Origin of the sequence: Hydrotalea flava, from assembly GCF_001623405.1 — a bacterium.
Classification (GTDB): Bacteria; Bacteroidota; Bacteroidia; order Chitinophagales; family Chitinophagaceae; genus Hydrotalea; species Hydrotalea flava.
Genome location: NZ_LUHG01000100.1, coordinates 98855 through 124241, shown reverse-complemented (window position 1 = coordinate 124241; position 25387 = coordinate 98855). Strand labels below are relative to the sequence as shown.

General features: G+C 36.6%; 22 protein-coding genes, 1 tRNA gene and 2 pseudogenes. 10 read left to right on the top strand and 15 right to left on the bottom strand.

The features are described 5' to 3' along the window. Positions 1–61 precede the first annotated feature (61 nt). Both A0F92_RS12650 and A0F92_RS12645 read left to right on the top strand, forming a co-directional pair. On the top strand, positions 62–1009 hold the full coding sequence (locus tag A0F92_RS12650; protein WP_068246739.1) for an isoaspartyl peptidase/L-asparaginase family protein: 948 nt from the start codon (positions 62–64) through the stop codon (positions 1007–1009). 56 nt (positions 1010–1065) lie between these two features. Further along, positions 1066–1749 (top strand): 2-C-methyl-D-erythritol 4-phosphate cytidylyltransferase, encoded by a 684-nt coding sequence (locus A0F92_RS12645; protein ID WP_068246737.1) that lies wholly within the window; start codon positions 1066–1068, stop codon positions 1747–1749. Here A0F92_RS12645 and A0F92_RS12640 read toward each other — a convergent pair. From A0F92_RS12640 to A0F92_RS12620, 5 genes are all read right to left on the bottom strand, one after another. Continuing rightward, positions 1738–2658 (bottom strand): hypothetical protein, encoded by a 921-nt coding sequence (locus tag A0F92_RS12640; protein ID WP_068246735.1) that lies wholly within the window; start codon positions 2656–2658, stop codon positions 1738–1740. The genes A0F92_RS12645 and A0F92_RS12640 overlap by 12 nt on opposite strands. A 17-nt stretch (positions 2659–2675) precedes the next feature. Continuing rightward, positions 2676–3332, bottom strand: a complete 657-nt coding sequence (locus tag A0F92_RS12635) for a sugar transferase (protein ID WP_068246732.1) — start codon at positions 3330–3332, stop codon at positions 2676–2678. A gap of 10 nt (positions 3333–3342) precedes the next feature. Further along, entirely contained in the window at positions 3343–4320 is a 978-nt protein-coding gene (locus A0F92_RS12630) for a Gfo/Idh/MocA family protein (protein ID WP_068246728.1), read from the bottom strand. Between the two features lie 262 nt (positions 4321–4582). After that, positions 4583–4666, bottom strand: a tRNA-Leu gene (locus tag A0F92_RS12625). Between the two features lie 64 nt (positions 4667–4730). Continuing rightward, complete coding sequence (locus A0F92_RS12620) at positions 4731–6029, bottom strand: acetyl-CoA hydrolase/transferase family protein (protein WP_253810442.1); 1299 nt, start codon at positions 6027–6029, stop codon at positions 4731–4733. A gap of 267 nt (positions 6030–6296) precedes the next feature. On the opposite strand from A0F92_RS12620, the gene A0F92_RS12615 reads away from it, so the two are divergent. Next, positions 6297–7493, top strand: a complete 1197-nt coding sequence (locus A0F92_RS12615; protein ID WP_068246722.1) for an NAD(P)-dependent oxidoreductase — start codon at positions 6297–6299, stop codon at positions 7491–7493. A gap of 7 nt (positions 7494–7500) precedes the next feature. Here A0F92_RS12615 and A0F92_RS12610 read toward each other — a convergent pair whose 3' ends face one another. The 4 genes from A0F92_RS12610 to A0F92_RS12595 form a co-directional block, all read right to left on the bottom strand. Continuing rightward, complete coding sequence (locus A0F92_RS12610) at positions 7501–8220, bottom strand: tRNA1(Val) (adenine(37)-N6)-methyltransferase (RefSeq protein ID WP_068246718.1); 720 nt, start codon at positions 8218–8220, stop codon at positions 7501–7503. 245 nt (positions 8221–8465) lie between these two features. Further along, positions 8466–9230, bottom strand: a complete 765-nt coding sequence (locus A0F92_RS12605) for a succinate dehydrogenase/fumarate reductase iron-sulfur subunit (RefSeq protein ID WP_068246715.1) — start codon at positions 9228–9230, stop codon at positions 8466–8468. A gap of 39 nt (positions 9231–9269) precedes the next feature. Beyond that, entirely contained in the window at positions 9270–11243 is a 1974-nt protein-coding gene (locus A0F92_RS12600) for a fumarate reductase/succinate dehydrogenase flavoprotein subunit (RefSeq protein WP_068246712.1), read from the bottom strand. Between the two features lie 97 nt (positions 11244–11340). Next, positions 11341–12027 (bottom strand): succinate dehydrogenase cytochrome b subunit, encoded by a 687-nt coding sequence (locus tag A0F92_RS12595; protein WP_068246709.1) that lies wholly within the window; start codon positions 12025–12027, stop codon positions 11341–11343. Positions 12028–12375: 348 nt separating this feature from the next. Between A0F92_RS12595 and A0F92_RS12590 the strand changes: the two genes are divergently transcribed. The 4 genes from A0F92_RS12590 to A0F92_RS12575 all read left to right on the top strand — a co-directional run bounded on the left by A0F92_RS12590 (position 12376) and on the right by A0F92_RS12575 (position 18127). Then, the gene (locus A0F92_RS12590; protein ID WP_068246706.1) at positions 12376–13623 is read left to right on the top strand and encodes an ABC transporter permease; all 1248 of its coding nucleotides are present in this window, start codon (positions 12376–12378) and stop codon (positions 13621–13623) included. 27 nt (positions 13624–13650) lie between these two features. Then, the gene (gene tsaD / locus A0F92_RS12585) at positions 13651–14646 is read left to right on the top strand and encodes a tRNA (adenosine(37)-N6)-threonylcarbamoyltransferase complex transferase subunit TsaD (protein WP_167517081.1); all 996 of its coding nucleotides are present in this window, start codon (positions 13651–13653) and stop codon (positions 14644–14646) included. An 82-nt stretch (positions 14647–14728) separates the two neighbouring features. After that, positions 14729–15484 (top strand): XRE family transcriptional regulator, encoded by a 756-nt coding sequence (locus tag A0F92_RS12580; protein ID WP_068246700.1) that lies wholly within the window; start codon positions 14729–14731, stop codon positions 15482–15484. 153 nt (positions 15485–15637) lie between these two features. Further along, positions 15638–18127, top strand: a complete 2490-nt coding sequence (locus tag A0F92_RS12575) for a DUF5916 domain-containing protein (RefSeq protein ID WP_167517080.1) — start codon at positions 15638–15640, stop codon at positions 18125–18127. On the opposite strand, the gene A0F92_RS12570 is transcribed toward A0F92_RS12575, so the two are convergent. Together A0F92_RS12570 and pdeM are read right to left on the bottom strand one after the other, a co-directional pair. Continuing rightward, entirely contained in the window at positions 18113–19012 is a 900-nt protein-coding gene (locus A0F92_RS12570; protein WP_068246693.1) for a histone deacetylase family protein, read from the bottom strand. The two genes, A0F92_RS12575 and A0F92_RS12570, sit on opposite strands and share 15 nt — an antisense overlap. Beyond that, positions 19009–19698: a ligase-associated DNA damage response endonuclease PdeM gene (pdeM, locus tag A0F92_RS12565; protein WP_167517079.1), complete on the bottom strand. Its 690-nt coding sequence runs from the start codon at positions 19696–19698 to the stop codon at positions 19009–19011. The genes A0F92_RS12570 and pdeM overlap by 4 nt, the downstream gene beginning before the upstream one ends. 68 nt (positions 19699–19766) lie before the next feature. On the opposite strand from pdeM, the gene A0F92_RS12560 reads away from it, so the two are divergent. Continuing rightward, positions 19767–20270: a hypothetical protein gene (locus A0F92_RS12560; RefSeq protein WP_167517078.1), complete on the top strand. Its 504-nt coding sequence runs from the start codon at positions 19767–19769 to the stop codon at positions 20268–20270. A 28-nt stretch (positions 20271–20298) separates the two neighbouring features. On the opposite strand, the gene A0F92_RS15875 is transcribed toward A0F92_RS12560, so the two are convergent. From A0F92_RS15875 to A0F92_RS15860, 4 genes and pseudogenes are all read right to left on the bottom strand, one after another. Next, a complete protein-coding gene (locus A0F92_RS15875) occupies positions 20299–21003 on the bottom strand; it encodes a DEAD/DEAH box helicase family protein (RefSeq protein ID WP_253810440.1) in 705 nt (234 codons plus the stop codon). Next, positions 21000–21539 (bottom strand): annotated as a pseudogene (locus A0F92_RS15870) (hypothetical protein). Before A0F92_RS15870 ends, A0F92_RS15875 begins: the two are co-directional and overlap by 4 nt. A gap of 4 nt (positions 21540–21543) precedes the next feature. Beyond that, a complete protein-coding gene (locus A0F92_RS15865) occupies positions 21544–22008 on the bottom strand; it encodes a helicase-related protein (RefSeq protein ID WP_262490041.1) in 465 nt (154 codons plus the stop codon). A 147-nt stretch (positions 22009–22155) separates the two neighbouring features. Beyond that, a pseudogene (locus A0F92_RS15860) lies at positions 22156–22692 on the bottom strand (DEAD/DEAH box helicase); the annotation flags it as partial. Positions 22693–22883: 191 nt separating this feature from the next. Here A0F92_RS15860 and A0F92_RS12550 point away from each other — a divergent pair. Both A0F92_RS12550 and A0F92_RS12545 read left to right on the top strand, forming a co-directional pair. Next, positions 22884–23762, top strand: coding sequence for an AraC family transcriptional regulator (locus A0F92_RS12550; RefSeq protein ID WP_068246689.1), 879 nt, complete (start codon positions 22884–22886; stop codon positions 23760–23762). A gap of 139 nt (positions 23763–23901) precedes the next feature. Then, entirely contained in the window at positions 23902–25386 is a 1485-nt protein-coding gene (locus A0F92_RS12545; RefSeq protein WP_068246686.1) for a c-type cytochrome, read from the top strand. Position 25387 lies beyond the last annotated feature (1 nt).

Below are 25387 nucleotides of genomic sequence, written 5' to 3'. Positions count from 1 at the left end.
AAATATATTTCAAAATTCTACTTCGTTGATTTGTATAATTTCGGGTTGAAATTCTACAAGTATGTCAATTTACGCATTGGTAATACATGGGGGTGCCGGCACTATTCTAAAAGAAGATATGACCCCCGAATTAGAACAGGCATATGAAGATGGACTGGCTGCAGCATTGGAGGCTGGTTATGCAGTACTTGAAAATGGCGGCAGTGCCATTAATGCGGTTAAAGCCGCCATTGTTTTATTAGAAGACAATGTTTTGTTTAATGCAGGAAGAGGTGCGGTTTTTACAAAGAAAGGCGTTCAGGAAATGGATGCAGCCATCATGGATGGCACTACTTTAAATGCCGGTGCTGTTGCGGGTGTACGTAATGTAAGAAATCCGATAGTACTTGCCACTGAAGTAATGCAGCATAGCAATCACGTTTTTTTAAGTGGAAAGGGCGCTAACGATTTTGCGATTAAACAAGGCGTTAAATTAGAACCCGATGAATATTTTTTCTCCCCCTTTCGGTATGAACAATGGAAGGCCATTCGAGATAGTGATAACTACTCTTTAGATCATACCAACCATCATTTAGAAGAATTGTTAAGAGATAAGAAATTTGGTACCGTTGGTGCAGTAGCTTGTGATGCCAATGGCAATATTGCTGCTGCTACCAGTACAGGTGGAATGACTAATAAAAAATATGGTCGTATTGGCGATAGTCCTGTTATTGGTGCAGGAACTTACGCCAATAATGCAACTTGTGGTATTAGTTGCACTGGGCATGGAGAATTGTTTATTCGTGCAGTTGCTGCACATGATGTAAGTTGTTTAATCGAATACAAAGGCTTTTCGCTTCAGGAAGCCATGCATGAAGTGGTGCATAAAAAATTAGTAGCCATGAAAGGAGAGGGAGGGATGATTGGTGTGGATGCTCACGGCAATATAGCCATGGAATTTAACAGTGCAGGTATGTACAGGGCAGCTAAAAACAGTAAAGGATTTTATGAGTTAGCTATTTATGCTTAAAATAGCAATACTTTTTCTAATCACTGCTACATTTGTATTTTAATGATCAATATTTCATGGAAAAAATTGCAGTGATTGTAGCCGGTGGTTCAGGTGTTAGAATGGGATCCCATTTACCCAAACAGTTTTTATTGCTCGATAACCAGCCAATTCTGTTGTATACCCTGCAAACTTTTTTTGCCGCTTTTGAAGATATGCAGGTGATTTTGGTTTTACCGGCTGCTTATTTTGAAGCAGGGGAAACAATGATCCGTTCCTTGCCTCAATACCAACGGATACAAATTGTTGCAGGTGGCGATACCAGGTTTCATTCTGTACAATCAGGCTTAGCAGCAATTTCATCGAAAACAGATGCGGTTATTTTTGTACATGATGGAGTGCGCTGCTTATTGAGTACAAAACTTATTCAGCAATGTTATCATCAGGCCATAGAAAAAGGAAGCGCCATTCCTGCCATAAAAGCTACTGATAGCATAAGGCAACTCAAAGACCAAACTTCTATCCCCATTAATAGAGATGAAATATATTTAATGCAAACACCTCAAACTTTTAAAAGCAGTATTTTATTGCCGGCATTTCAAATGCCTTACCAAGCTTCGTTTACTGATGAGGCAACTGTTGTAGAGCACTCCGGCGTTTCCATACATTTAATTGAAGGGGAATACCAAAACATAAAAATTACAAGGCCCATTGATTTATTAATTGCGCAGAAATTTTTAGAAGATCCATCATTGTTTTAAATACCTGAAAGGCAGGGGTAGTTGGTTGATGTGTAATTGTAAATAGGGGTGATGGTCGGGATGAAAATTTTTATAGAATGCCTGAATGCCCTTTTGAGAAGAGCCTTCAAAATCAAATAACATTGCTTTTCCGGCAAACTCCTGAATACATTGATCTAATAAATAATGATTGGCACTCAGTTTACGGCCGGCTTCGGTTGTAAAATTCACGATATTATAAATTCTGTTGCAATCTTTCAGAAAAATGGCTCCCGTAACTAATACTCCATTAGCATCATTCACACCTCGTACAAAAAAATATGGCTGCATTTCGTTTTGCATTAAAAGTGTTGCGAAAGCAGTAATATTTTGTTGCTTCAAATGCATGGCAGGGTGATAAAGCTGGTAGAAATGATTTAATATCAATTGCGCATGGGTTTTGTCGTGGTACACCAACTGATTGCTGTAAGCTTTCATCAGATTCCTTTTCAAATCCCCTGAGTAGTTGGTTGCAATTTGGCAGTAATCAGCCTTTAAGTTTAGCACAAAATTATCTCGAACCTGAATAGTGCAATTTTGAATGTTGGGCAGCGGGTGATAAAAAGGAATAAATAAATCGCCATATTTAAATTCTTTCAGAACCCATTTTAAAAGTTCATGAATAGGATAGGTGTTGTAATTTTTTTCAAATAAACCCAATTGTTGAATAAAGTTTGGTTGATAACAGTAAGCAATACCGCATTTTTTTTTGAAGGGCACCGGCATTACGGCTTCATAATTATTGAGTACAAAACCCACCCATTGCGGGCAAAGTGCATTTAAGTACCGGGTATAAGCATAAATAAGCGGGGTGTGCGATTGGGCTATGCATGCATCCCATTTTTTAGTATTAATTGCATGAGCGGGTATTATTTGAAATTCATTGTTCATGCATAAAATTTCGTTGCTTATTTTCCTTTGCCCAAAATAATAATGAGCAATGTTTTTAGAATAATTCCTGCATCCAATAAAAAGGATTTTTTTTGTACATATATTAAATCATATTGGGCACGTTCTACCATTTCATGGATGTTAGATGCATATCCAAATTCAATCATACCCAAAGAAGTAAGACCGGGTTCTACCAAAAATAAAGCGGCATAATCCGGTACAATTTCTATCAGTTGGCTGGTATAAAATTGCCTTTCGGGTCTTGGTCCTACCAACGACATATCTCCCTTAATGATATTCCATAACTGCGGAATTTCATCTAAGCGCCATTTGCGCATAATTTTTCCCCATGGGGTAATGCGTTTGTCATCATCTGAAGAAAGCTGCGGGCCGTTTTTTTCAGCATCTGCATACATACTTCTAAACTTATAAATAGTAAATGGAATGCCTTTGTAACCAATTCTTTCCTGCAAATAAAAAATGTTTCCGGGTGAAGAAAGTTTGGTTCTGATAATAATAAAAATAATGAGAGGGGCCAATACAACTAATGCGGACAAAGAAAGTACGATATCAGTAAATCTTTTAACAGCATTGTACAACAAACTTTTGGTTTGTCGTCTTTGTACATTTTCTTTAGTTCGTGCAAGCTTTATTTCCAAAGTCTTATAAAACATTGGCGCACATTTAAGATATGGCAATATTATTACTATTAATTTTTGTAAGTATCTGGTGTGCAACTTCCAGCGCCAGTAAACCATCAATTTCACTCACTAAAGTAGGTGTATTGTTTTTAATTGCATCAACAAAACTTTGTAATTCAAGTAGAATGGCGTTGGCAGGCTCAATTTCCGGATTCGATACAGCGATTGTTTTGGTACCATTGGGGGTTTCTATATCAAATGAAAAGCTATTGTTGTCTTCCGGTTGTTTCAAGGTTATAATTTCGGTTTTCTTTTCCAGAAAGTCGATACCATAATAGGCATCTTTTTGAAACAAGCGTATTTTTCGCATTTTTTTCATGCTAATGCGGCTGCTGGTTAAATTGGCAACACATCCATTGTTAAATTCAATGCGTACATTGGCAATATCGGGTGTATCAGTCATAACGGTCACACCACTGGCATAAATATTTTTCACACCACTTTTCACTAAGCTTAAAATAATATCTATATCATGAATCATTAAATCCAGAATAACACTCACCTCTGTTCCTCTGGGGTTAAATTGTGCCAGCCGATGCACTTCAATGAACATTGGGTTCAGCTTTAAATCTTTGATTGCCAGAAATGCGGGGTTAAATCTTTCAACATGGCCTACCTGTAATTTAATGTTGGCTTCTTTCACCATGTTTACCAAACTTTTTGCTTCCTGAATGGTATGGGTAAAAGGTTTTTCTACAAATACATGTTTCCCTTTTCTAATGGCCGACATACAAATTTCAAAATGTTTATCGGTGGGTACTACTACATCAATAATATCACAGGTATCCATTAATTTCTCTTCATCTAAAAAACGTTTTAAGCCATAATGATTGGCAACTTCTTTGGCTGCATCGTTATTGGGATCAAAAAAGCCAACCAATTTAACATCCTTTATTTCTTTCCAGTTATTTAAATGGTATTTACCTAAATGGCCAACGCCAAATACACCTACTTTCAACATGCTTTTCAGGTTTTAGCGGATAAAGATAATTAATATGAATATTTTTTAGTGTTATTGTGCAAATAAAAATAAATGAATGGTAAAATAGGTTGTAATTGAAGATATTACCTTTTGGAACAATGTAAAACAATAAAATAAAAGAGGATGTATCAAAAGCAAAATGAAGGGGCTGAGATTTGCATAAACGAAAATTTTCTCCATACCCTACCGAATAAAAAGAGGCTGCATAGCACTTTTGAGACAGCCTCTTTTTCCGGTGAAGTGCCCAGAACAGGAATCGAACCTGCACTACCTTGCGATAACCAGATTTTGAGTCTGGCGCGTCTACCAGTTCCGCCATCTGGGCTTGGGGCTGCAATATTAAGGCATCCTGTTTAATACACCAAAATGCAGCAGGGTAATTTTCGGGTTTAAATAAAAATTTTAAAGCGTTCGTAACAACTTTTGGTTAATGCCTCTCTATCATCGGGATGTGCAATATCCACCAGTAATTTTGCCCGCTGCCTTAAATTTTTACCATATAAGTAAGCCACACCGTACTCTGTTACTACATAATGAATATGGCCCCTGGTAGTAACAACACCTGCACTTTCTCTTAAATGAGGGGTAATTCTGGAAATACCTTTTTTAGTACGGCTGGTTAAAGCAATAATGGGTTTACCTCCTTCACTTAAAGCGGCTCCACGCATAAAATCCATTTGCCCGCCAATACCACTGTACTGGAATGGCCCAATACTATCGGCACAAACTTGTCCGGTAATATCTACTTCAATGGCACTGTTAATGGCAATTACTTTATTATTTCTTCTAATAACATGTGGGTCATTCACATAATCAATATCTAAAAAAGCAAAAGCAGGGTTATCATTTACATAATCATACAATCTTTTGGTACCAATGGCAAAACTGGTTACGTTTTTATTGGGATGTATTTTTTTAAATTTGTTATTGATAATATCTTTTTCCATTAAATCAATTACCCCATCACTGCACATTTCTGTGTGCAGGCCCAAATTTTTATGATTGTGTAAAGCTTTTAAAACAGCATCGGGTATGGTACCAATACCTAATTGTAACGTACTGCCATCGTCTATCATTTCGGCAATATATTTACCTATCTGCAATTCTTCTTTACCCGATTTGCTGCCATAATCTAATTCAGGCAATTGTTCTTCATGATATACCATTTTGGTAATATGGCTTACATGCAGCAATCCATCACCGTGTGTGCGTGGCATATTAGGGTTTACCTGTGCAATAATGTATTTGGCCGTATTTACAGCAGTACGTGCTATATCAACCGATAATCCTAAAGTACAGTAACCGTGTTCGTCGGGTGGCGATACCTGTACAATGGCTACATCAATGGGCAATACATTCTTTTTAAATAAATCCGGAATGTCACTTAAAAATGCAGGAACAAAATCAGCACGTCCGCTGTTTACGGCTTCGCGAACAGAGGCAGATACAAACAAACAGTTGATATGAAATGCTTTTTGATATTCGGGCTTGTCAATTTCAATACTACCCTGAACAGTAATAAATACCGTTTCTACATTTTCTAATCGTGGTGCTTCTTTTGCCAGCTCTCTCAATAAAAATAAGGGTGTACATGCACTGCCCTGAATAAAAACACGCTGGTTGCTCTGTATAACCGATAAAGCTTCTGTTGCACTTACATATTGAATAGGATACATGTTTTTCAGCAAAGTAACATTTGTTTTACTGCCTGAAAAATGATTTTTGTTAGGTTAGCTGTACATTTAACATACTTAATTGAACAGGATGGTATGGTTTGCTTATTGATAGAATTGCTATAATAATTGTGTTTTGCCCTATTAGATTTTTCCTCTAAAACCAATCATGTATTCTTTTTTATTTACAAGTATAGAAAATTTGTGGTTTGGAAATTGGAAGAATATAGTATGCATTATTTGTAGTGAATAAAATACCTTTATGTTTCAAATAGTAGCCGTATGATCAAGATTGGACTTATTAAAGAAGGAAAAATTCCTGCTGATAGTCGCGTGGCTTTAATACCCGCTCAATGCAAATGGATGATGCAACATTTCCCTGATATTGCTATTGTTGTTCAGTCTTCTTTCAATCGTTGTTTTTCAGATGATGAATATAGAAGAGCCGGAATAAAAGTTACAGCGGATGTTACAGATTGTGATATTTTGCTGGGTATAAAAGAAGTACCTAAAACTGATCTTATTCCCGATAAGGTATATCTTTTTTTCTCACATACGCGAAAGAAACAACCTTATAACCGTGCTTTGTTTCATGAAATGATAGATAAAAAAATCACATTAATTGATTATGAATGTTTGGAGCATGAAGATGGGCAGCGAATTATAGGTTTTGGATTTTTTGCCGGTATTGTTGGAGCACACAATGGTATGATGTGTTATGGAAACAGAACCGGACTCTTTCATTTAGGCCGGGTATATGAAGTAAAAGATTACCGCTCTCTCATTCATCATTATTTTGGATTAAAATTACCTAATATTAAAATTGCTGTAACAGGAAGTGGAAGAGTGGCGCATGGTATTATTGAAGTGATGAATTTATTGGGTGTTACCGAGGTAGAACCCGACGAGTATTTAGAAAAAAAATTTACCTATCCTGTTTATGTACAACTAAAAGGTCCCGATTTATTTACGCATAAATATTTAAAAACCTATCAGCGTGAACATTTTCATACCAATTCAAAAGATTACAGAAGCAGGTTTTTGCCTTATGCTCACTGTACCGATATATTGATGAATGGTATCTTTTGGACAGCGGAAATGCCAAGGTTATTTGAATTAACTGATATTGATGAACATTTTACTATACAAATTATTTCTGATATAACCGACGATGCACATGGCTCTGTACCCATCAATCTGGGCGATCAAACTATTGAAGATCCTGTTTATGGAGTTGACAGAGTGAACTTTACCAAAACAAAGCCTTACTTACCCGGCAGTATTGACGTAATTGCTGTTGGAAATTTACCCAATGAGTTACCCCGCGATGCCAGCCGTTATTTTGGCGAACAGCTCATGAAGCATGTATTACCCGATTTATTAACTTCCGGAAGTGATATGATTGAAAGGGCTACAATTTTAAAGAAAGGGCAACTTACCCAGGCCTTCTCTTATTTAGCTGATTATGCCGCCAAATAATTTTGATTTAAAGAAACTGATAATAATCTTTTAATAACGCTTTGAAAGGCTCGCTGTAGGCATTGCTTAGCTCTTTTATCGTTAAGTTTTCTTCCAATAATGTAGGTGTTGGCTGCTTAGAAAAAATACAGATGGTTCTAAAAAAATGATGTTTAGGGCTGGGTTTTACATCTAATTTATATTCTAAATAAAAATGATTTTGATGTGCCATCGCTATAAATGATGTGGTTTGGTTATAGGGCAAAAGCAATGCAAATCTTCCTTTTTGGGTTAAATATTGATGGCATAATGGAAGCAAATCTGGTAGCCGAAGTTGTTCACTGTGCATTGCTATGTTTTTGCTGGAATTTGGGCTTTTCAGGCTTTTTTCATAAAAAGGCGGGTTACAAACAATCCATTCATAAGTAGTAGCAGGCTTTAGTAGCAATACATTTCCTTTGATTACTGTTAATCGTTGATGCCATTTTGAGGCTGAAAAATTTTCGTTTGCCTGCATTGCGGCTTGTTCATCTATTTCATAGGCATGAATGATGGATGCATTTTTTTGTGCCATCATTAAACTCAACAGTCCTGTTCCTGTTCCAATATCAGCAATAGCGTTAGCCGAATGGTTCGATATATATTGCGCTATAAAAGCCCCAAACAGGCAGGCATCGGTACATACTTTCATGGCACATTTATCTTGCGCAACATGAAATTGTTTGAATGAAAAATAGGAATTTGACATAGTTTGAATAGCAAATAGCAATCATTAAAGATGGGAGTGTATTGGTATCATTTCGTGTTAGGCTTTTTGAACAAAATGCCTGGCAGGGTTGCAGGCACAAATGGGTTATGTGGATTGAAATAATACATCATGAATAGCATTTTAATTCAATATACGATAAATTTTAAGATTTGGCCAAATTGCATAAAAAAAATCTCATTGCTTAAGGTAAAATGAGATTTTTTCTAAGAAAATTGTTATGTAATTTATTTTTCTGCAACCAGGCTTGCTTTCAAATATTCATTGTTGAGGCGTGCAATATTGGTGAGCGAAATTTCTTTCGGGCAGGCAGCTTCGCAGGCACCGGTATTGGTGCAGGAACCAAAACCCTCTTTATCCATTTGTGCAATCATATTAATTACGCGATGATGGCGTTCAGGATCTCCTTGTGGTAAAAGCGCCAAATGCGATATTTTGGCTGAAACAAACAGCATGGCACTGCTGTTTTTGCAAGCTGCTACACAGGCACCACAGCCAATACACATGGCTGCAGCAAAGGAATTGTCAGCATTGTCTTTATCAACCAATATAGCATTACCATCTACTGCATTACCGGTATTTACAGAAATGTATCCGCCGGCTTGTATAATTCTGTCGAAAGCAGAACGGTCAACCATTAAATCTTTAATTACCGGGAAAGCATTGGCTCTCCAAGGCTCTACAACTATGGTATCTTCATTTTGAAATGCCCGCATGTGTAATTGGCAGGTAGTATTGGCTTGCCACGGACCATGCGGTTTACCATTAATATACATAGAACACATACCACAAATACCTTCGCGACAATCATGGTCAAATGCAATTGGGTCTTCGCCTGCTTTAATCAGTTGTTCGTTCAGTACATCAAACATTTCCAAAAAACTCATTTCCGAAGAAATGTTTTCTACCCGATACATTTTAAAACTACCCTTTGCATTTTTGTCTTTTTGTTTCCAAACTTTTAAGTTTAGATTCATGGTATAGTGTTCCATATAAAAATATTAAAATCTTTAAAAATAGGATTCCATTGTTTACTTGTAATTTCTTTGAGTGGGTTTAATTACATCGTACTGTAAAGGTTCTTTGTGTAATTCCCAGTTGTGATCGCCTTTATATTGCCAGGCAGCTACATACATATAATTGGCATCATCTCTTAATGCTTCACCATCGGGGGTTTGGTATTCTTCTCTAAAATGTCCGCCACAGCTTTCATTTCTGTTTAAAGCATCTATACACATTAATTCACCTAATTCAATAAAATCGGCAACACGGCCTGCTTTGTCTAATTCAGTATTCAGTTCATTAATGCCACCGGGTATTTTAACATCACTCCAAAATTCTTTTTTGAGTTGTTGTATTTCGGTGATGGCTTGTTGTAAACCATTGGCATTTCTGGCCATACCACATTTGTCCCACATAATTTTACCGAGGCGTTTATGAAAACTTTCTACAGTTTGTGTACCCTGAATACTCATTAAACTTTCTAATCTTTCCTGTACCTTTTTTTCTGCGATTTGAAAAGCTTCATGATCGGTTGAAATTGGCTTATTATAAATTTCGTCAGCCAGATAATTTCCAATGGTATAGGGAATAACAAAATAACCATCCGCTAATCCTTGCATTAAGGCACTGGCACCTAAGCGGTTGGCACCATGATCAGAGAAGTTGGCTTCTCCCAATGCATACAATCCTTTTACAGTTGTCATCAATTCATAATCAACCCACAAACCGCCCATGGTATAGTGTACGGCAGGGTAGATGCGCATGGGAACTTCATAAGGATTTTCCCCGGTAATTTTTTCATACATATCGAAAAGATTACCATATTTTTCTTTTACCACCTGTTTGCCGAGTGATATAATTTGCTCTTTTGAAGGATTATCGATACCATGTATACCGGCTTCTGTTGTACCATATCTTTCAAAAGCGGCACTAAAGTCAAGATAAACTGCCTGTTTAGAAGAGCCTACACCGTATCCTTCATCACATCTTTCTTTGGCAGCTCTGGAAGCCACATCACGAGGTACCAGATTACCAAATGCAGGATATCTTCTTTCTAAATAATAATCTCTTTCCTCTTCAGGTATCTGGCTGGCTTTACGCGTATCTCCTTTTTGTTTGGGAACCCATATACGGCCATCATTTCTTAATGATTCGCTCATTAAGGTTAATTTACTTTGATGATCGCCGGTTACGGGAATACAGGTAGGATGTATTTGTGTAAAACAGGGATTGCCAAATAATGCGCCGTTTTTATGCGCTTTCCAGGCGGCAGTTACATTGCTACCCATTGCGTTGGTCGACAAATAAAACACGTTACCATAACCTCCACTACACAATAGTACCGCATGGCCGAAATATCTTTCTAATTTTCCGGAAATCAAATCTCTTGCAATAATACCTCTTGCTTTTCCATCAATTACTACAATTTCCTGCATTTCATGACGGGCATACATTTTTACATTGCCCAATGCCACCTGACGTTCTAAAGCCTGATAGGCACCAATGAGTAATTGCTGACCAGTTTGCCCTGCAGCGTAAAAAGTTCTTTGTACCTGCACACCGCCAAATGAACGGTTGCTTAACACACCACCATATTCCCTGGCAAAGGGTACGCCTTGTGCCACACACTGATCAATAATATTGGCACTTACTTCGGCAAGGCGGTATACATTGGCTTCGCGGCTGCGGTAATCGCCACCTTTTACCGTATCATAAAATAAACGAAAAACACTGTCACCATCATTTTGGTAATTCTTAGCCGCATTAATTCCACCCTGTGCAGCAATAGAGTGGGCTCTGCGCGGACTATCCTGAAAGCAAAATGCTTTTACTTTATAACCCAATTCGCCCAAACTGGCGGCAGCACTGGCTCCGGCCAAACCAGTACCTACTACAATAATTTCTAACTTCCGTTTGTTGGCGGGGTTTACCAATTTACAATGTCCTTTGTAATCGGTCCATTTATGTTCCAGAGAGCCGGGAGGAATTTTTGATTCTAACATGGTACTACTTTTTTGTAGATTAAAATTGGTATTTTTTATAAAGGAAAACTTCTTTTGTTGAATGAAGCGGTTCCTTTTTGCTGTTATATTTTTTCAATCAGCTAATTAAATGAAAATAAAAACTAATTGGCATCAATGCGAAAATGGCAGGAATCACAATGGCAAAACCATACCCAAATGAAGTGAGCATTTGCTGGTATCTTTTATTGTGTACGCCTAAAGTTTTAAATGCACTTTGAAAGCCATGTGCTAAGTGGTAACCTAAGCTAATGCAGCAAATTACATAGAATATAACCACCCATAACTGCGAAAAAGTATCACGCATGAGTGCATATAAATTATGCACCTGCAACCCATTGGGCAGTGTTACTTCTTCTACACCGGTAAATCTGGAGGGTATCCAAAACTGCTTCCAGTGTACAATAAAGAATAATAATAAGATAGTGCCTAAAATGGCCATACTGCGGCTGTACCACTTACTGCCTCGGTTACCATATGCAATGGCATAACCTACTTTACGTTTACTACGGTTACCCGCTTCTAAAACATAACCCTGAATAATGTGGAGAAATATAAAAATGAACAAACCAATTTCTAAAATTCGAGGTACAATATTGCTACCCATAAAATTGGCCGCTCTGTTAAACATTACACCACCATCATCTGCCCAAATACAGGCATTTAAACCGGCATGTACTACTAAAAACAAAATCAGGAAAACCCCTGTTAAACCCATTACTAATTTTTTTCCTACCGAAGAGGTAAAGACTTGCTTCCAGGTCATATAGCAGAATTGAAGTTGAAAAAAAAATCTTTGCAAAAATACAATTCACAGCAATGCTATAACAAAATGATTTTTTTATTTTTTGCAAAATGCATTTATTCAAATAACAGTATTTGTTGGTATTTGTTGATGTATAGAAGCGAAGAATGCCATTTTTACTGCATTTTAATGATGTAAACGCAACCTTTGTTTAATAATTTGAAATTTTATTTGCTTTGAAAAAAATATGCCCGGCTTTATTGTAGTAATTTAAATTCAGTTCATTGTTGAATTATTGCGCTCATCCTTATTAATATACGCTGAACCAATAATTTGAAAAAATGTGAAATAACACATTACATTTGGTTTATGATAAAATTGCTCACCATTATCTGGAACAGTTTTAAAATGGCTCTTCAGGAATTAAGGGTAAATAAGTTGCGTACTTTTTTGTCGTTATTCGGTATCACCATCGGTATTTTTTGCATTATTGGCGTATTGGCTACGGTAGATAGTTTAAAACGAAAGATAAAAGGGGAGGTGCAAACCTTGGGTAATAATACTATTTATATTGATAAATGGGAATATGGCGGAGGCGGAGAGTACCCCTGGTGGAAGTTCGTAAAACGGCCAACTCCAACTTATGATGAAATGAAGTTTATTCAGGCTAAAAGCGAGTTGGCTGATGCAATGGCATTTTTTGCCTCGCAAAATGCAACTTTATCGTATGGTGACAATAGTTTAACCAATACAAACATTTACAGTGTTACAGAAGATTTTAATAAAATACAATCTATTAACGTTGCAGCCGGCCGTTATATTAGCGATTACGATTTTACTTATGGCACCAATGCCACAGTAATTGGCAATAAAGTAGCTGAAGAATTGTTTGGCAATGCCGAAAAAGCAATGGGTAAACAAATAGATTTTAACCACCACAAAGCCATCATTGTAGGTGTGCTGGAAAAGCAGGGCAATAGTTTATTGGGCGGATTTAATTATGATGATTGTATTTTATTACCTTATCGATATTTTGCTTCTATTTACAATATTAAACAAAGCAGCCCTTTTATTATGGTGCAGGCAAAAAACAATATTGCTACAGCCAGTTTATCTGATGAGTTGAAGGGCATTATGCGGCAACAACGAAAGTTAAGTCCACAGCAGGAAGATAATTTTGCTTTGAATGATGTGAATTTGTTGGGCAATTCTTTAAACGGATTGTTTGGTTCGTTGAATTTGGGCGGATGGGCGATAGCCGGTTTAAGTTTGCTGGTGGGCGCTTTTGGTGTAGCCAATATTATGTTTGTAACCGTTCGGGAACGTACCAGCCAAATTGGATTAAAAAAAGCCATTGGTGCCAAAAAGCGCACTATTTTAACCGAGTTTTTGTTAGAAAGTGCATTTTTATGTGTGATTGGCGGATTACTCGGTTTGTTTTTGGTTTGGATACTTACCATGGCACTGAGTAAGGTGTTACCTTTTCCTATTTTTATAGCACCCAACATCATTGTATTAGCATTGAATATTTGTATTGTATTGGGAATTTTATCGGGTATTATTCCGGCCTCTATTGCCGCAAAAATGGATCCTGTTGTGGCCATACGTAGCAAATAGCCTGTACTTTTGCCAAAATTTTTATCTGTGTCTGTTTCTATTTTAGCTATTGAATCTTCCTGCGATGAAACCTCAGCCGCAGTTTGTACCGATGGAATTATTTTGTCTAATTTTATTGCCAATCAATCCATACATGCACAATATGGTGGCGTGGTTCCTGAATTGGCCAGCCGTGCACACATGCAAAATATTGTACCTGTTGTAGAAGCTTCATTGAAAAAAGCACAAACACAGTTAGCTGACATCGATGCCATTGCATTTACACAGGCGCCGGGTTTATTGGGTAGTTTGCTGGTAGGTACCCAATTTGCCAAATCGCTGGCATTGGGTTTAAATAAACCGTTAATTGCAGTGCACCATATGCAGGCGCATGTTCTGGCCAATTTAATTGGTGAAAGAAAACCGAGTTTTCCATTTTTATGTTTAACGGTAAGCGGGGGACATACACAAATTGTGTTGGCGCATAGCCCATTGCATTTAGAAGTGTTAGGCGAAACCATTGATGATGCGGCGGGCGAAGCCTTTGATAAAACCGCCAAATTATTAGGGCTGCCCTATCCCGGCGGTCCTTTGGTAGATAAATATGCACAAACGGGCATTGCAACCGCTTTTAAGTTTGCCGAACCACAGGTGCCCGGCCTCAATTTTTCTTTTAGCGGGTTAAAAACATCCGTTCTTTATTTTCTGCAGAAGCAGTCACCTGAATTTGTTGCCAATCATTTGAACGATTTATGCGCTTCTATTCAGGCTACCATTATTAAAATATTATTACAAAAATTGAAATTAGCAGCTCACCAAACCGGCATCAGGCAATTATGCATAGCCGGCGGTGTTAGTGCCAATAAAGGCCTGCGTACTGCATTTGAAATGATGGGAAAACAAAACGGGTGGGATACTTTTATACCGGCATTTGAATATTGTACCGATAATGCAGGCATGATTGCTATCACTGCCTATTACAAATTTCAGGCAGAACAGTTTTCCGATTTAAGTGTTTCTCCATCGGCCCGGGCAAACTGGTAAATAAAAATATTTTTAAAGAAAATAAAAAAATATTTTTTGTTAACTAAAAAAATTAGTATTTTGCGGCTAAAATCATTAGTTTATGAGTTTTGCCGGAAAAAATTTAAGATACCTCCGCAAATTAAGAGGCTATACTCAGGAAGAATTTGCACAGAAATTAGGTGTAAAACGTTCCTTAATTGGTGCATATGAAGAAGAAAGAGCCGAACCAAAATTAGAAGTGCTGGAAGAAGTAGCACAATTGTTTAAACTAAGTTTGGATGAATTACTCTTAAAAGATTTATCCGCTGCAAAAGGAAGCAGTTATCTGGAGCAAAGAAGAAAATTAAAAATGGCCTCCTCGGGTTCTGCTATTATCTCTTTTGTTCCGGTAAAAGCTGCAGCCGGTTATTTAGCCGGTTATGCAGATACCGATTTTTTAGACGAACTCAACACGTTTACCCTACCCATGCTGGCGCCCGGCCAATATCGTGCATTTGAAATAATTGGTGATAGTATGTTGCCTACACCCAGCGGCAGTGTAATTGTTGGGGAAAAAGTAGAGGATATTGAAGAAGTAAAATCCAGCAATACTTATGTGGTACTGTCTAAACAAGATGGTATTGTTTACAAAAGAATATTAAAAAATAACCGTGCCAAAAATAAATTAACGCTGGTGAGCGATAATCCAATATATGAACCCTATGCAGTAGCTACGGATGATATTCTGGAAGTATGGAAAGCATTGTTTATTTTACAAAAAGCCAATACGGTGCAGCGCTGGGATGTAAATCAGTTGGCAGGTATGGTGAATAATTTACAGGCACAGGTTTCTACTTTAAAAAAGAAACTGAATTAGGCTTGGATATTGGATAATGATGGATGATTTTTATGAATGAAAGAAGCTGTTCTTTTTAGAGCGGCTTTTTTATTTGTATTTGTTACATCACTCATTATTTGCCATTCATCCTAAAATTGTACTCTGCGCTTTTCATTTCTATTTAGTTTTGGAGTGAAGGAGTATGAACCCATGCAAGGAAAAATTACATTATTCTCATTTTTATTGCTTTTATTGTTCATCAATTTTACCATTCAGGCACAGGTAAAACAGGTAAAGGCATTTAGAACGCAACATTCCATAAAAATTGACGGTATTTTAAATGAACCGGAATGGACTGCAGCAGAGGCAGCCACCAATTTTATTATTACACAACCAGAATTTGGGTTGCCTGCATCTAAAAATACAGTTGTAAAAATTATATACGATAATTCGGCTATTTATATTGCTGCATATTTGTATGATGATCCAAAACTGATAAGAAGACAACTCACCTTACGGGATGGAGAACAAAGGCAGGATGTGGATGTATTTGCAGTTTCTTTTGATACCTATCATGATGGCCAAAATGCATTCATGTTTAGTGTAACGGCTGCTAATGCGCAAAGTGACGCGAAGCTTTCAGGAAACAATACTTTCAATAATGGGGTGGATTACAATTGGGATGCTGTTTGGGATAGCCGTGTAAGTATTGTTGCTGATGGCTGGATTGTAGAAATGAAAATTCCATACATGAGTCTTCGTTTTGCAAAGAAAGAGGTACAGGAATGGGGTGTTAATTTTTACCGGTCTATTCGCCGGCTGAATGAATCCAGTTATTGGAATAAAGTAAGTCCAACCGTTTCCGGATTAGTGAATCAATTTGGATTATTAACCGGATTAGAAAATTTAGAACCCCCGTTGCGGTTGTCGTTTCTGCCATACATTTCTGCAGGTTACAGCACTATGCCCACTGCTACCGGTACTATTCAAAATGCCATTCATAATGGTGGAATGGATGTAAAATATGGTGTGAATGAAAGCTTTACTTTAGATATGACTTTGGTACCCGATTTTGGACAAACATTGAGTGATAATGTGATATTGAATCTCTCTCCTTATGAAGTTCAGTTTGCAGAAAACCGCCCGTTTTTTACTGAAGGAACTGAATTGTTTAATAAAGCAGGGATTTTTTATTCCCGCAGGGTTGGGAAAGCGCCCGGATTGTATGATAGTATCAATCAGTTGGCAACAGATAGCGGATATACCATTCTTCAAAATCCATCTTTAACACAATTGTACAATGCTACAAAATTCTCCGGCAGAACTAGGCATAATTTAGGCATTGGAATTTTCAATGCCATAACAGCACCCATGTATGCCGGCTTGAAAGATAAGAGTGGGCAGTTACGCCGTATTGAAACGGAACCATTATCAAATTATAATATTATTGTTTTAGATCAGGCTTTGGCCAATAGAAGCAGTATTACTTTTACCAATGCCAATGTATTGAGGCGTGGCGGCGATAAAATGGCCAATGTAAGCGTGGTAGATTTTAGTTTATTTGATAAAGAGAACAAATATAATCTGCAGTCGAAGGCTGCTTTTAGCACGGTGGGCGGCCCCTTTGCGCACAATGGGTTTAAACTAAAAAATAGTTTTGGTAAAGTAAGTGGTTTGTGGCAATGGAATATTATGAATAATATTGAAAGTGATCAATACGATCCAAACGATTTAGGATTTTTAAAAGCACCCAACGAAGTAAGCTATTTTGGCTCTGTTTCCTATAATCAATACAAACCCGGTAAGCATTACAACTTTAAAGTTTATCGGTTTAGCATTAATTATCAAAACCTCTATAAACCCTATGCCTTCAGCAGTTTGAATTACAATGCCAGTTTCTTAAAAGTATTTAAGAATTTTTATGATATTTCATTAGAAGTGTCGGGTAGCCCAATTTGGAGTAACGACTATTTTGAACTGAGAACGCCGGGTGCCAAACTCAAAAGAGTACCTTATGCTTTTGCAGGCGTTTTCGGTAGTTCAGATAGTAGAAGAAAATTCTTTTTTAACTATGGAGTTGGTTATGCCTCTGCATACGATTATAAAGATGCCATTCCTTATTCAGTAGTAAGCGGTGGAATTAGATATCGTTTCAACAATCATTTTACGCTTAGTTTAAACAGTAAAAAAGAATTTGATGCAGGTGAATTTGGCTGGTCGCATTTTGATGCCGTTACCAACGCACCTGTAATTGGGCAACGCAGGGTAGAGCGTATGGATAATGTATTGAATGTAATTTATAATTTTCAGGCAAGAATGAATTTGACTGTTAGGGTTAGGCATTATTGGAGTAAAGTGCATTATGTAAAAATGTTTAATGTAAATATTGAAGGATATTTTCAGGATTTAGAACGGCCACTTGAACCCGGCTACGATGATAATTTTAATGCATTGAATGTAGATGCTTTTTATACCTGGGATTTTCGGTTAGGAAGTCGTTTACTTGTTGCCTGGAAAAATGCAATTGGACCTGATGTAACCATTGATGGAACACAATACAATAAATACATTAATAATTTAGTGCAATCATTTTCATCGCCACTCAGTAACCAAATTTCCGCAAAGTTTATTTATTTTATTGATTACAACCAGTTGAAGAAAAACAGATTAATACAAATGTAAGGCAGTTCTAAATGTATTGCAGTGCGCCTCAATAATGGTGCGAATGTGAGGTGAATATCCGCCACCCATAGCTACTACAACAGGTATTCCTTGCTGTTTTAAAGTTTTAAATACTAATTCATCTCTTTTTTTACAGCCAGCTATACTTATATTTAATTTTCCGTACTTATCAGTGTTTAAAATATCAACACCAGATAGATAAAAAATAAAATCGGGCTTTACCGTTGGTAACAAAAAAAGTAATGCTTCCTGTAATAGTTTTAAATATAGTTTATCATCTGTGCCATCTGCCAAAGGCAAATCAATATCTGAAATTTCTTTGTGGAATGGATAATTGTGCGCTCCATGCATGCTAAATGTAAATACTTCGGGATGGGTATTAAAAATTGATGCCGTTCCATTCCCCTGATGCACGTCCACATCTATTATTAAAATTTGTTTGGCTAATTTTTGTTGTAATAAATAATGGGCAGCAACGGCAAAATCGTTCAACAAACAAAAGCCTTCTCCATGATCTTTAAAAGCATGATGCGTACCGCCGGCCACATTCAATGCAATGCCATTTTGTAAAGCTGAATAGCAACACAGAATGGTGCCTTGTGTTATCAACCATTCTCTTTTGGTTAATGCCGGAGATTGTGGGAATCCTATTTTTCTTTCTTCTGCTGCTGTAAGTGTTTGTGTTTTCAGTTTTTGAACATATTCCGCATCGTGGGTTAATAAAACAACAGTATCACTTACTTCATCCATACTAAATAAATTTTCTGAAGTAATGGTGCCTTCATGTAATAATTGAGCCGGTATTAATTCATATTTTTCCATTGGGAAGCGGTGACCGGCCGGCAAAGCATGTGCATATAATGGATGGTAAGCAATTTGTATCATGCTATAGGAATGATTTGTTGATTGGCGATGGCAAATACCTTATCTTTTTTACCGGGCTTTACCACAGCAACACCTGTAAAATTACTGAATGCAGGGAGAATGGCATATTGTTTTCCAAAATAAAAACAAGGCAATTTAATGTGTTGCTTCCCGGTAATTTTTACACGCACACCCGGATGAATATGTCCTGTAATAATATAAGCATCTTGGTGTTCTTCAGGAATTGTATCTGTAATATCATGCATCAATAAAAATGGTGCTTTGTATAACCATTCAGGATGTAAAATAATACCTGCATCGGCATACCATTGCTTCGGCAATATATCATGGTTACCCTTCACTAACTGAAATGGTATATCAGTAAATTCCAATTTCCATTTTAAAAAATGTGCAACTTCTTCGTTATTTTTTTTGTGCAGCAAATCGCCAACTATTATTACTGTTTTTGGATTAAATACAGTAATACAATGAAAAAGCCGATGCATATCTTCTTTAAACAATGCTTCGGGCACCGGTATGCCGTTTTCTTTAAAATGGCCGGTTTTGCCAATGTGCACATCAGAAAGAATGAGAGTTGCTTCTTCCTTCCAAAACATACATTTTTCTGATGATAACCATAGGTGCTGACCAAGTAATTGAAATAAATATGGCGCCTGCATAGGAACAAATGTATCAACAAATGCCATAATTTTATGTAACTAAATTTTGCTGTATAAAAGGGGTGTATTATATTTATTGCAACAAAAAAAATAATATGATGACCGACACTCAACTGCAACCAGACATGCCCATGGCGCCTAAATATGGCAGCTTGAAGGTATTAACTATTTTAACTTTTATTGGGAGTGGTATTGCTATTTTATCCGGCATATACCAATACATCAACGCCGAAAAAAGTTTAGCGGCGATGGAGAAATTAATGAATAGCCCCGATTTTGCCAAACTACCCGATTTTGCCAAAAGTTTTTACTCTCCTGAAGCAATGGAGTTAATGCGAAAAGCAGCTACCAACAAGTTGCCCATTTTGGTGGTTACCCTAATTGGTGCTATATTATGTATTTTAGGTGCAATAGATATGCGTAAGCTGAAAATGCAGGGCTACTATATGTGGCTGATTGGTGAACTTTTTCCGGTAATTGCTACCGTTATTTTATTAGGAATGGCTTCTGTTACAGGTTGGACTACCTATTTTGGTTATGCATTTTTATTGTTATTCATTATTTTGTACACGACACAACGTAAATATTTGATTTACTAATTGTTGAATATGTATACAGCAACAGTTTTTATTGTAAAAGCTGTTGCTGTATTTTTTTAATTCTGTCCTCTAATTTTTCAGATGATAAATGGTTACGATTTAAACCATCTGCAATAATGGGAAAACTAAAGGGTGTATATTGTTTGGGGTAGGTGATGATTATTTTTGATTGTTGAATTCTTTGCAAAGCCATTCTTAATCTAACCTCTTCCATTTGTTTTTCAAAAACCTCTTTATAAGCTTGCTGTAATAAAACATTCTGCACATCATATTCGTTCAATACCTTGAATAATAATGAGGCAGAAGCTTGCAGATGTTTTGTTTTTTTATGTTGTCCGGGATATCCCTGAAAAATTAGTCCGCCAATTACTGCAATATCTCTAAATGCCCTTGCAGCCATTTCACTGCCATTTACACTTTTTTGAAGATCAATTAAAAGATGGCTGGTTGAGAATAGTGTTTTTAAGGTTTGCTCTGTTAATTCAATAGGTTCATCGCAGAATAGTTCAAAACCATAATCATTCATGGCAATAGAAAAAGAGATAGGTTTTATTTTTGAAAGCCGATAAGCCATTAAAGCACTCATGGCTTCATGAACCAACCTTCCTTCGAAAGGATATACCAAAATATGGAAACTTTTTTTCTCCTGAATTAATTCAACCAATATTTCCTGCATTTGTGGAATAACGAATAGCTGTTGCTGTAGTTGAAATAATGGTTGCAAAGCTTTCATTTCCTCCCTATTGCTAAGGCATCTGAGCATGTTTGTCGCAGTTGTTCCCCTAAATTGGCAGAGAGCGACATTCGGCCACCCATCCAACTGGGTATAATGGTGTTGGTAGCGGTTGATTTTTTTACCCATACAGTCATGTCTTTTATCATACTCAGCATTACATTTTTTCCGGCTAATACAAAACTGTCGCCTATTTTTAAACGTTTGATGAACCATTCTTCAATTACACCTAAATAGCCTCCATGCATCCATTTTACTTTTAGCATGGCATCACTCACAATGGTGCCAATATGCATACGGTGTTGCATAGCAATTTTTCTGTTTTTAATTATATATCTTCCATCATCCTCTTGTTCTAATTTTTTAAAAGCATCGTATTCATGAAATGCATTACCGCCATTGGTTAAATATAGTAGTATATTGTTACATTCGTCAATGGATAACTGCTAGTAACAATACGTTTGTTTTATTTCATTCAATAATTCATCTGCATAAAAACCTGCTCCAATAACCGGGGTGCAGAGGTCTTGTACCAAAACATCATAACATAATAGCAATGGGGATTAGGTTTTCCAAAATATTTTTTTGTATGCATTGTCTTAATGCTGCTAATTCAGCTAACTCTAACGAATGGGTAGGTAAAAAATAAATTTTTGCAGCTGCATCAGGTTGGTGCCCGCTTCTTCCTGCACGTTGCATAAAACGGGCAATTCCTTTTGGTGAGCCAATTTGAATAACAGTATCTACCGGTTTAAAATCTACTCCTAAATCTAAACTCGCTGTGCATACAACGGCTTTTAATTTCTGTTGGTGTAAAGCTTCTTCTACCCAAACCCTTAATTCTTTTTCAATACTGCCATGATGTATGGCAATAGCTCCTGACAGATGTGGGGCAGTTTCTAAAATGGCTTGATACCATATTTCCATCATCCCTCTTGTATTAATAAAAATAAGCGTAGAATTACTTTGCTCAATAATGGGAATAATTTTGTGTACTAATTTCAATCCCAGATGACCCGCCCAGGGATAGCGTTCTAGTTCATCTGGAATAATTGTATGAATATGAATTTTTTTGCTTTGTTGCGCTTGTATAATGCTGCCCGTTTTTTTGAGTGGTAGTAGTAAAACATTTTTAGCCTCTTCTAAATTACCAATGGTGGCACTAATACTCCATATACACAGATTGTTTGTTGTTTTATTTTCCGGGTTTAAGTTGTGTAAATATATTAGTCTCGATAAAGCCAATTCTACCTGAACACCTCTTTTGTTGCCCAGTAACTCATGCCATTCATCTACTGCAATAATTTGTAATGTTTTAAAATATTGTGTGTGTTGTGTATGCGAAAGTAATAAGTGCAGGCTTTTGGGTGTTATTAATAAAATTTCCGGTAATTGTTTTTTTTGTTGTAATCGTTCTTGTGTGGTGGTATTTCCGGTTCTAATACCAACTTGCCAAGGTATTTGTAAAGAATCTAATGTATTTTCCATGGCACGGGCTAAATCTTTTACCAATGCTTTTAATGAGGTAATTCAAAGTAATTGCAGTCCATTGTTATTTTTAGAATGAAAATTATTGGGATGTTGATCAATGAACTGGATAACAGCTCCCCAAAAAACAGCAAATGTTTTACCAAAACCGGTTGGGGCATTTATTAAACCGCTTTCACCATTACTTATGGCCTGCCAGGCCGCTTCCTGAAAAGCAAAAGACTTTTGATTATTGCTTTCAAAAAATTACCTGATAACTGTATGCCCTATGGTTTTTGTATTGTGCATCATTCTATTGGAAAAATAGGGTAGTATTTGTTAGTAAGTTGTTTTTGTTAATGTGTGAAAAGTCACCATTTTCTTTTCATTACAAATTTACTTTTGCGGATAAGATGTTAGCAAAAGAAAAAATTCCGGTATTAGAAATCTGTAATATGGTAGATGCCACTTCTGTACCACAGGAGGTTTTGGTATTTGAATTGGACATGTTTTTGCAATCGCATCAAAATATGGTATTCCCCCACCGACATTCATTTTATCAGGTATTGTTTATTGAATCTGGAGTCGGCTTTCATATCATTGATTTTAAGAAGTTTGAAGTAAGGAAAAATATCGTTTACTTTTTAACACCCGGTCAGGTTCATGAATGGCAATTTAGTCCGGGTACAAAAGGTTTGTTGATTAATTTCACTGAAGCGTTTTTTTCATTGTATTTATCCAATTTTCATTACTTAAAAAATTTTCCGTTTTTTTTGGCCAATGGCTCACATGTTGTATTGGATATTCAATCGGTGGAACATAAAATTAAACCCCTGTTACAAGATATTCGGGACGAGTATTTTCATCAGCCGGTTAAAAATTTGAATATGCTTCGATTGTTGCTAATGCAATTATTTGAATGGATGAACCGGCAAATTGATGCAACAGAGGAAACTGAAATGATAAAACCCGGCATGCATATTATGCGCAAATTTGATTTGTTGATTGAAGAACATTATACCAACAAACATTTACCTAAAGAATATGCAGCCATGCTTTTTATTACACCCAACTATTTAAATGAACTATGTGTGTTGCATACCGGTCATTCGGCTGGTGAGCATATCAGAAACAGAATTTTATTAGAGGCAAAACGCCTGCTTGTTAATTCTTCCCTAAGTATTAGTGAAATTGCCTGGTCGCTTCATTTTGAAAATCATTCTTATTTTTCCCGTTTCTTCAAAAAATATTGTGCTGTTACACCTGAGGATTTTCGTAAACAGGTTGCATAATGGGCGCTACCTAATTATTTCATTTGTCTATAAAAATACTATACTTATCAATTCCATAAATAAGTATAAACTTGCCATAATTGTGTAAACTGTTACCGTTATTGAGTAAGGTAGCTTTGCAATTACAAAATATTATATTATGGATTTCCCTATGTTTCATTTAGATTGGCTGAATGATCGTTTTTTGATAGCCATGATTGCCATTCTACATGTATTAATTAATCATGGAATTGCGGTAGGCTTTGTGCCCTATATTGTCTGGTTAGAACAGAAGGGTGTTTGTAAAAGCAACGCAACTGAAATTACGGATACAAAATGGGATGGCATGGCAGAGCGGATGATGAAGGTGGCATTTATTGTAACTACAACGGTAGGAGCGATGACCGGTGTTGGCATTTGGTTTTCTGCTGCTTTGGTTAGTCCGGCTTCTATTGGAAGTTTAATCAGGGTATTTTATTGGGCCTGGTTTACAGAATGGACCATTTTTGTAACTGAGGTGGTTTTAATCATGGTGTATTATTTAACCTGGAAAAATTCCAATCAATCACTCCAGTCAAAATTAAAACACATCAAATTTGGCTGGTATTTATCTGTATTCTCTTGGTTTACTATGGCCATTATTGTTGCGATATTAGGTTTTATGATGGATCCTGGAAATTGGAATAAACATCATAGCTTCATCAATGGCTTTACCAATCCTATTTATTTGCCACAATTGTTTTTCAGAACACCCACAGCAATGGTGATTGCCGGCACATTTGGATATTTATTAGTATTTGCTTTTACCCAAAAAAATACGGAAACCAGAAAGCAGGCTATACAAACCAGTGCCAAATGGATATTGTTTTGGATTCCATTTTCTGTTTTGGGTGCTGTTTATTATTACAAGGCCATGCCTGCTGCCATGCGCGATAATATGAGTACAGCCGTTGGTACTATTGAATTTCAGCAGTATTATCAATTATTAAAATACATTATTCTGGGCGCTACTTCTTCTATTTTTTTAATTGCATTATTAGGCTTGTTAAAACCGGGAAAAGTGCGTTGGGGTTTGGTTTTGTTTCCAACCATTATGGCATTTGGGTTTTTAGGCATATTTGAAAGGGTAAGAGAATTTATTAGGAAGCCATATGTAATTGGCGGATACATGTATTCTAATTTATTGCGTAAAGAAGATTATCCTTTATATCAAAGAGATGGTATACTAAAATATGCAACCTATAACTCTACCCCTGAAATTACAGCCACCAATAAAATTGAAGCGGGTAGAAATGTTTTTATGCTTTCATGCAGCAGGTGTCATACCACACAAGGCATAAATTCTATTACCTATGTATTTGAAAGAATGTATGGAAGTTTCAACAAACCCTTAGATGAAAATGCCATGGCAGCTTATATTCCTAATATGCACAATGGTAGAACGTTTATGCCGCCTTTTCCGGGCAACCAAAAAGAAGCTGAGGCACTGGCTGCTTACCTTAAATTCTTACAACAAAGTCATGAGACATTAGAGGGCGTGCAAACAGCCGGCGTTGTTGTAAATTCGTTGAATAACATAGATGCTGCTATACAAATACAACAAACTGCCGATTCGGTTAAAGCAGTTAAACTGGCAAAAAAATAAT

What these genes read in the sequence shown, in the direction of transcription:
- A0F92_RS12650 (WP_068246739.1), top strand. Translation starts at nt 62, where the DNA reads ATGTCAATTTACGCATTGGTAATACATGGGGGTGCCGGCACTATTCTA.
- A0F92_RS12645 (WP_068246737.1), top strand. Translation starts at nt 1,066, where the DNA reads ATGGAAAAAATTGCAGTGATTGTAGCCGGTGGTTCAGGTGTTAGAATG.
- A0F92_RS12640 (WP_068246735.1), bottom strand. Translation starts at nt 2,658, where the DNA reads ATGAACAATGAATTTCAAATAATACCCGCTCATGCAATTAATACTAAA.
- A0F92_RS12635 (WP_068246732.1), bottom strand. Translation starts at nt 3,332, where the DNA reads ATGTTTTATAAGACTTTGGAAATAAAGCTTGCACGAACTAAAGAAAAT.
- A0F92_RS12630 (WP_068246728.1), bottom strand. Translation starts at nt 4,320, where the DNA reads ATGTTGAAAGTAGGTGTATTTGGCGTTGGCCATTTAGGTAAATACCAT.
- A0F92_RS12615 (WP_068246722.1), top strand. Translation starts at nt 6,297, where the DNA reads ATGATCAAGATTGGACTTATTAAAGAAGGAAAAATTCCTGCTGATAGT.
- A0F92_RS12610 (WP_068246718.1), bottom strand. Translation starts at nt 8,220, where the DNA reads ATGTCAAATTCCTATTTTTCATTCAAACAATTTCATGTTGCGCAAGAT.
- A0F92_RS12605 (WP_068246715.1), bottom strand. Translation starts at nt 9,230, where the DNA reads ATGGAACACTATACCATGAATCTAAACTTAAAAGTTTGGAAACAAAAA.
- A0F92_RS12600 (WP_068246712.1), bottom strand. Translation starts at nt 11,243, where the DNA reads ATGTTAGAATCAAAAATTCCTCCCGGCTCTCTGGAACATAAATGGACC.
- A0F92_RS12595 (WP_068246709.1), bottom strand. Translation starts at nt 12,027, where the DNA reads ATGACCTGGAAGCAAGTCTTTACCTCTTCGGTAGGAAAAAAATTAGTA.
- A0F92_RS12590 (WP_068246706.1), top strand. Translation starts at nt 12,376, where the DNA reads ATGATAAAATTGCTCACCATTATCTGGAACAGTTTTAAAATGGCTCTT.
- A0F92_RS12580 (WP_068246700.1), top strand. Translation starts at nt 14,729, where the DNA reads ATGAGTTTTGCCGGAAAAAATTTAAGATACCTCCGCAAATTAAGAGGC.
- A0F92_RS12570 (WP_068246693.1), bottom strand. Translation starts at nt 19,012, where the DNA reads ATGATACAAATTGCTTACCATCCATTATATGCACATGCTTTGCCGGCC.
- pdeM (WP_167517079.1), bottom strand. Translation starts at nt 19,698, where the DNA reads ATGGCATTTGTTGATACATTTGTTCCTATGCAGGCGCCATATTTATTT.
- A0F92_RS12560 (WP_167517078.1), top strand. Translation starts at nt 19,767, where the DNA reads ATGATGACCGACACTCAACTGCAACCAGACATGCCCATGGCGCCTAAA.
- A0F92_RS15875 (WP_253810440.1), bottom strand. Translation starts at nt 21,003, where the DNA reads ATGAAAGCTTTGCAACCATTATTTCAACTACAGCAACAGCTATTCGTT.
- A0F92_RS12550 (WP_068246689.1), top strand. Translation starts at nt 22,884, where the DNA reads ATGTTAGCAAAAGAAAAAATTCCGGTATTAGAAATCTGTAATATGGTA.
- A0F92_RS12545 (WP_068246686.1), top strand. Translation starts at nt 23,902, where the DNA reads ATGGATTTCCCTATGTTTCATTTAGATTGGCTGAATGATCGTTTTTTG.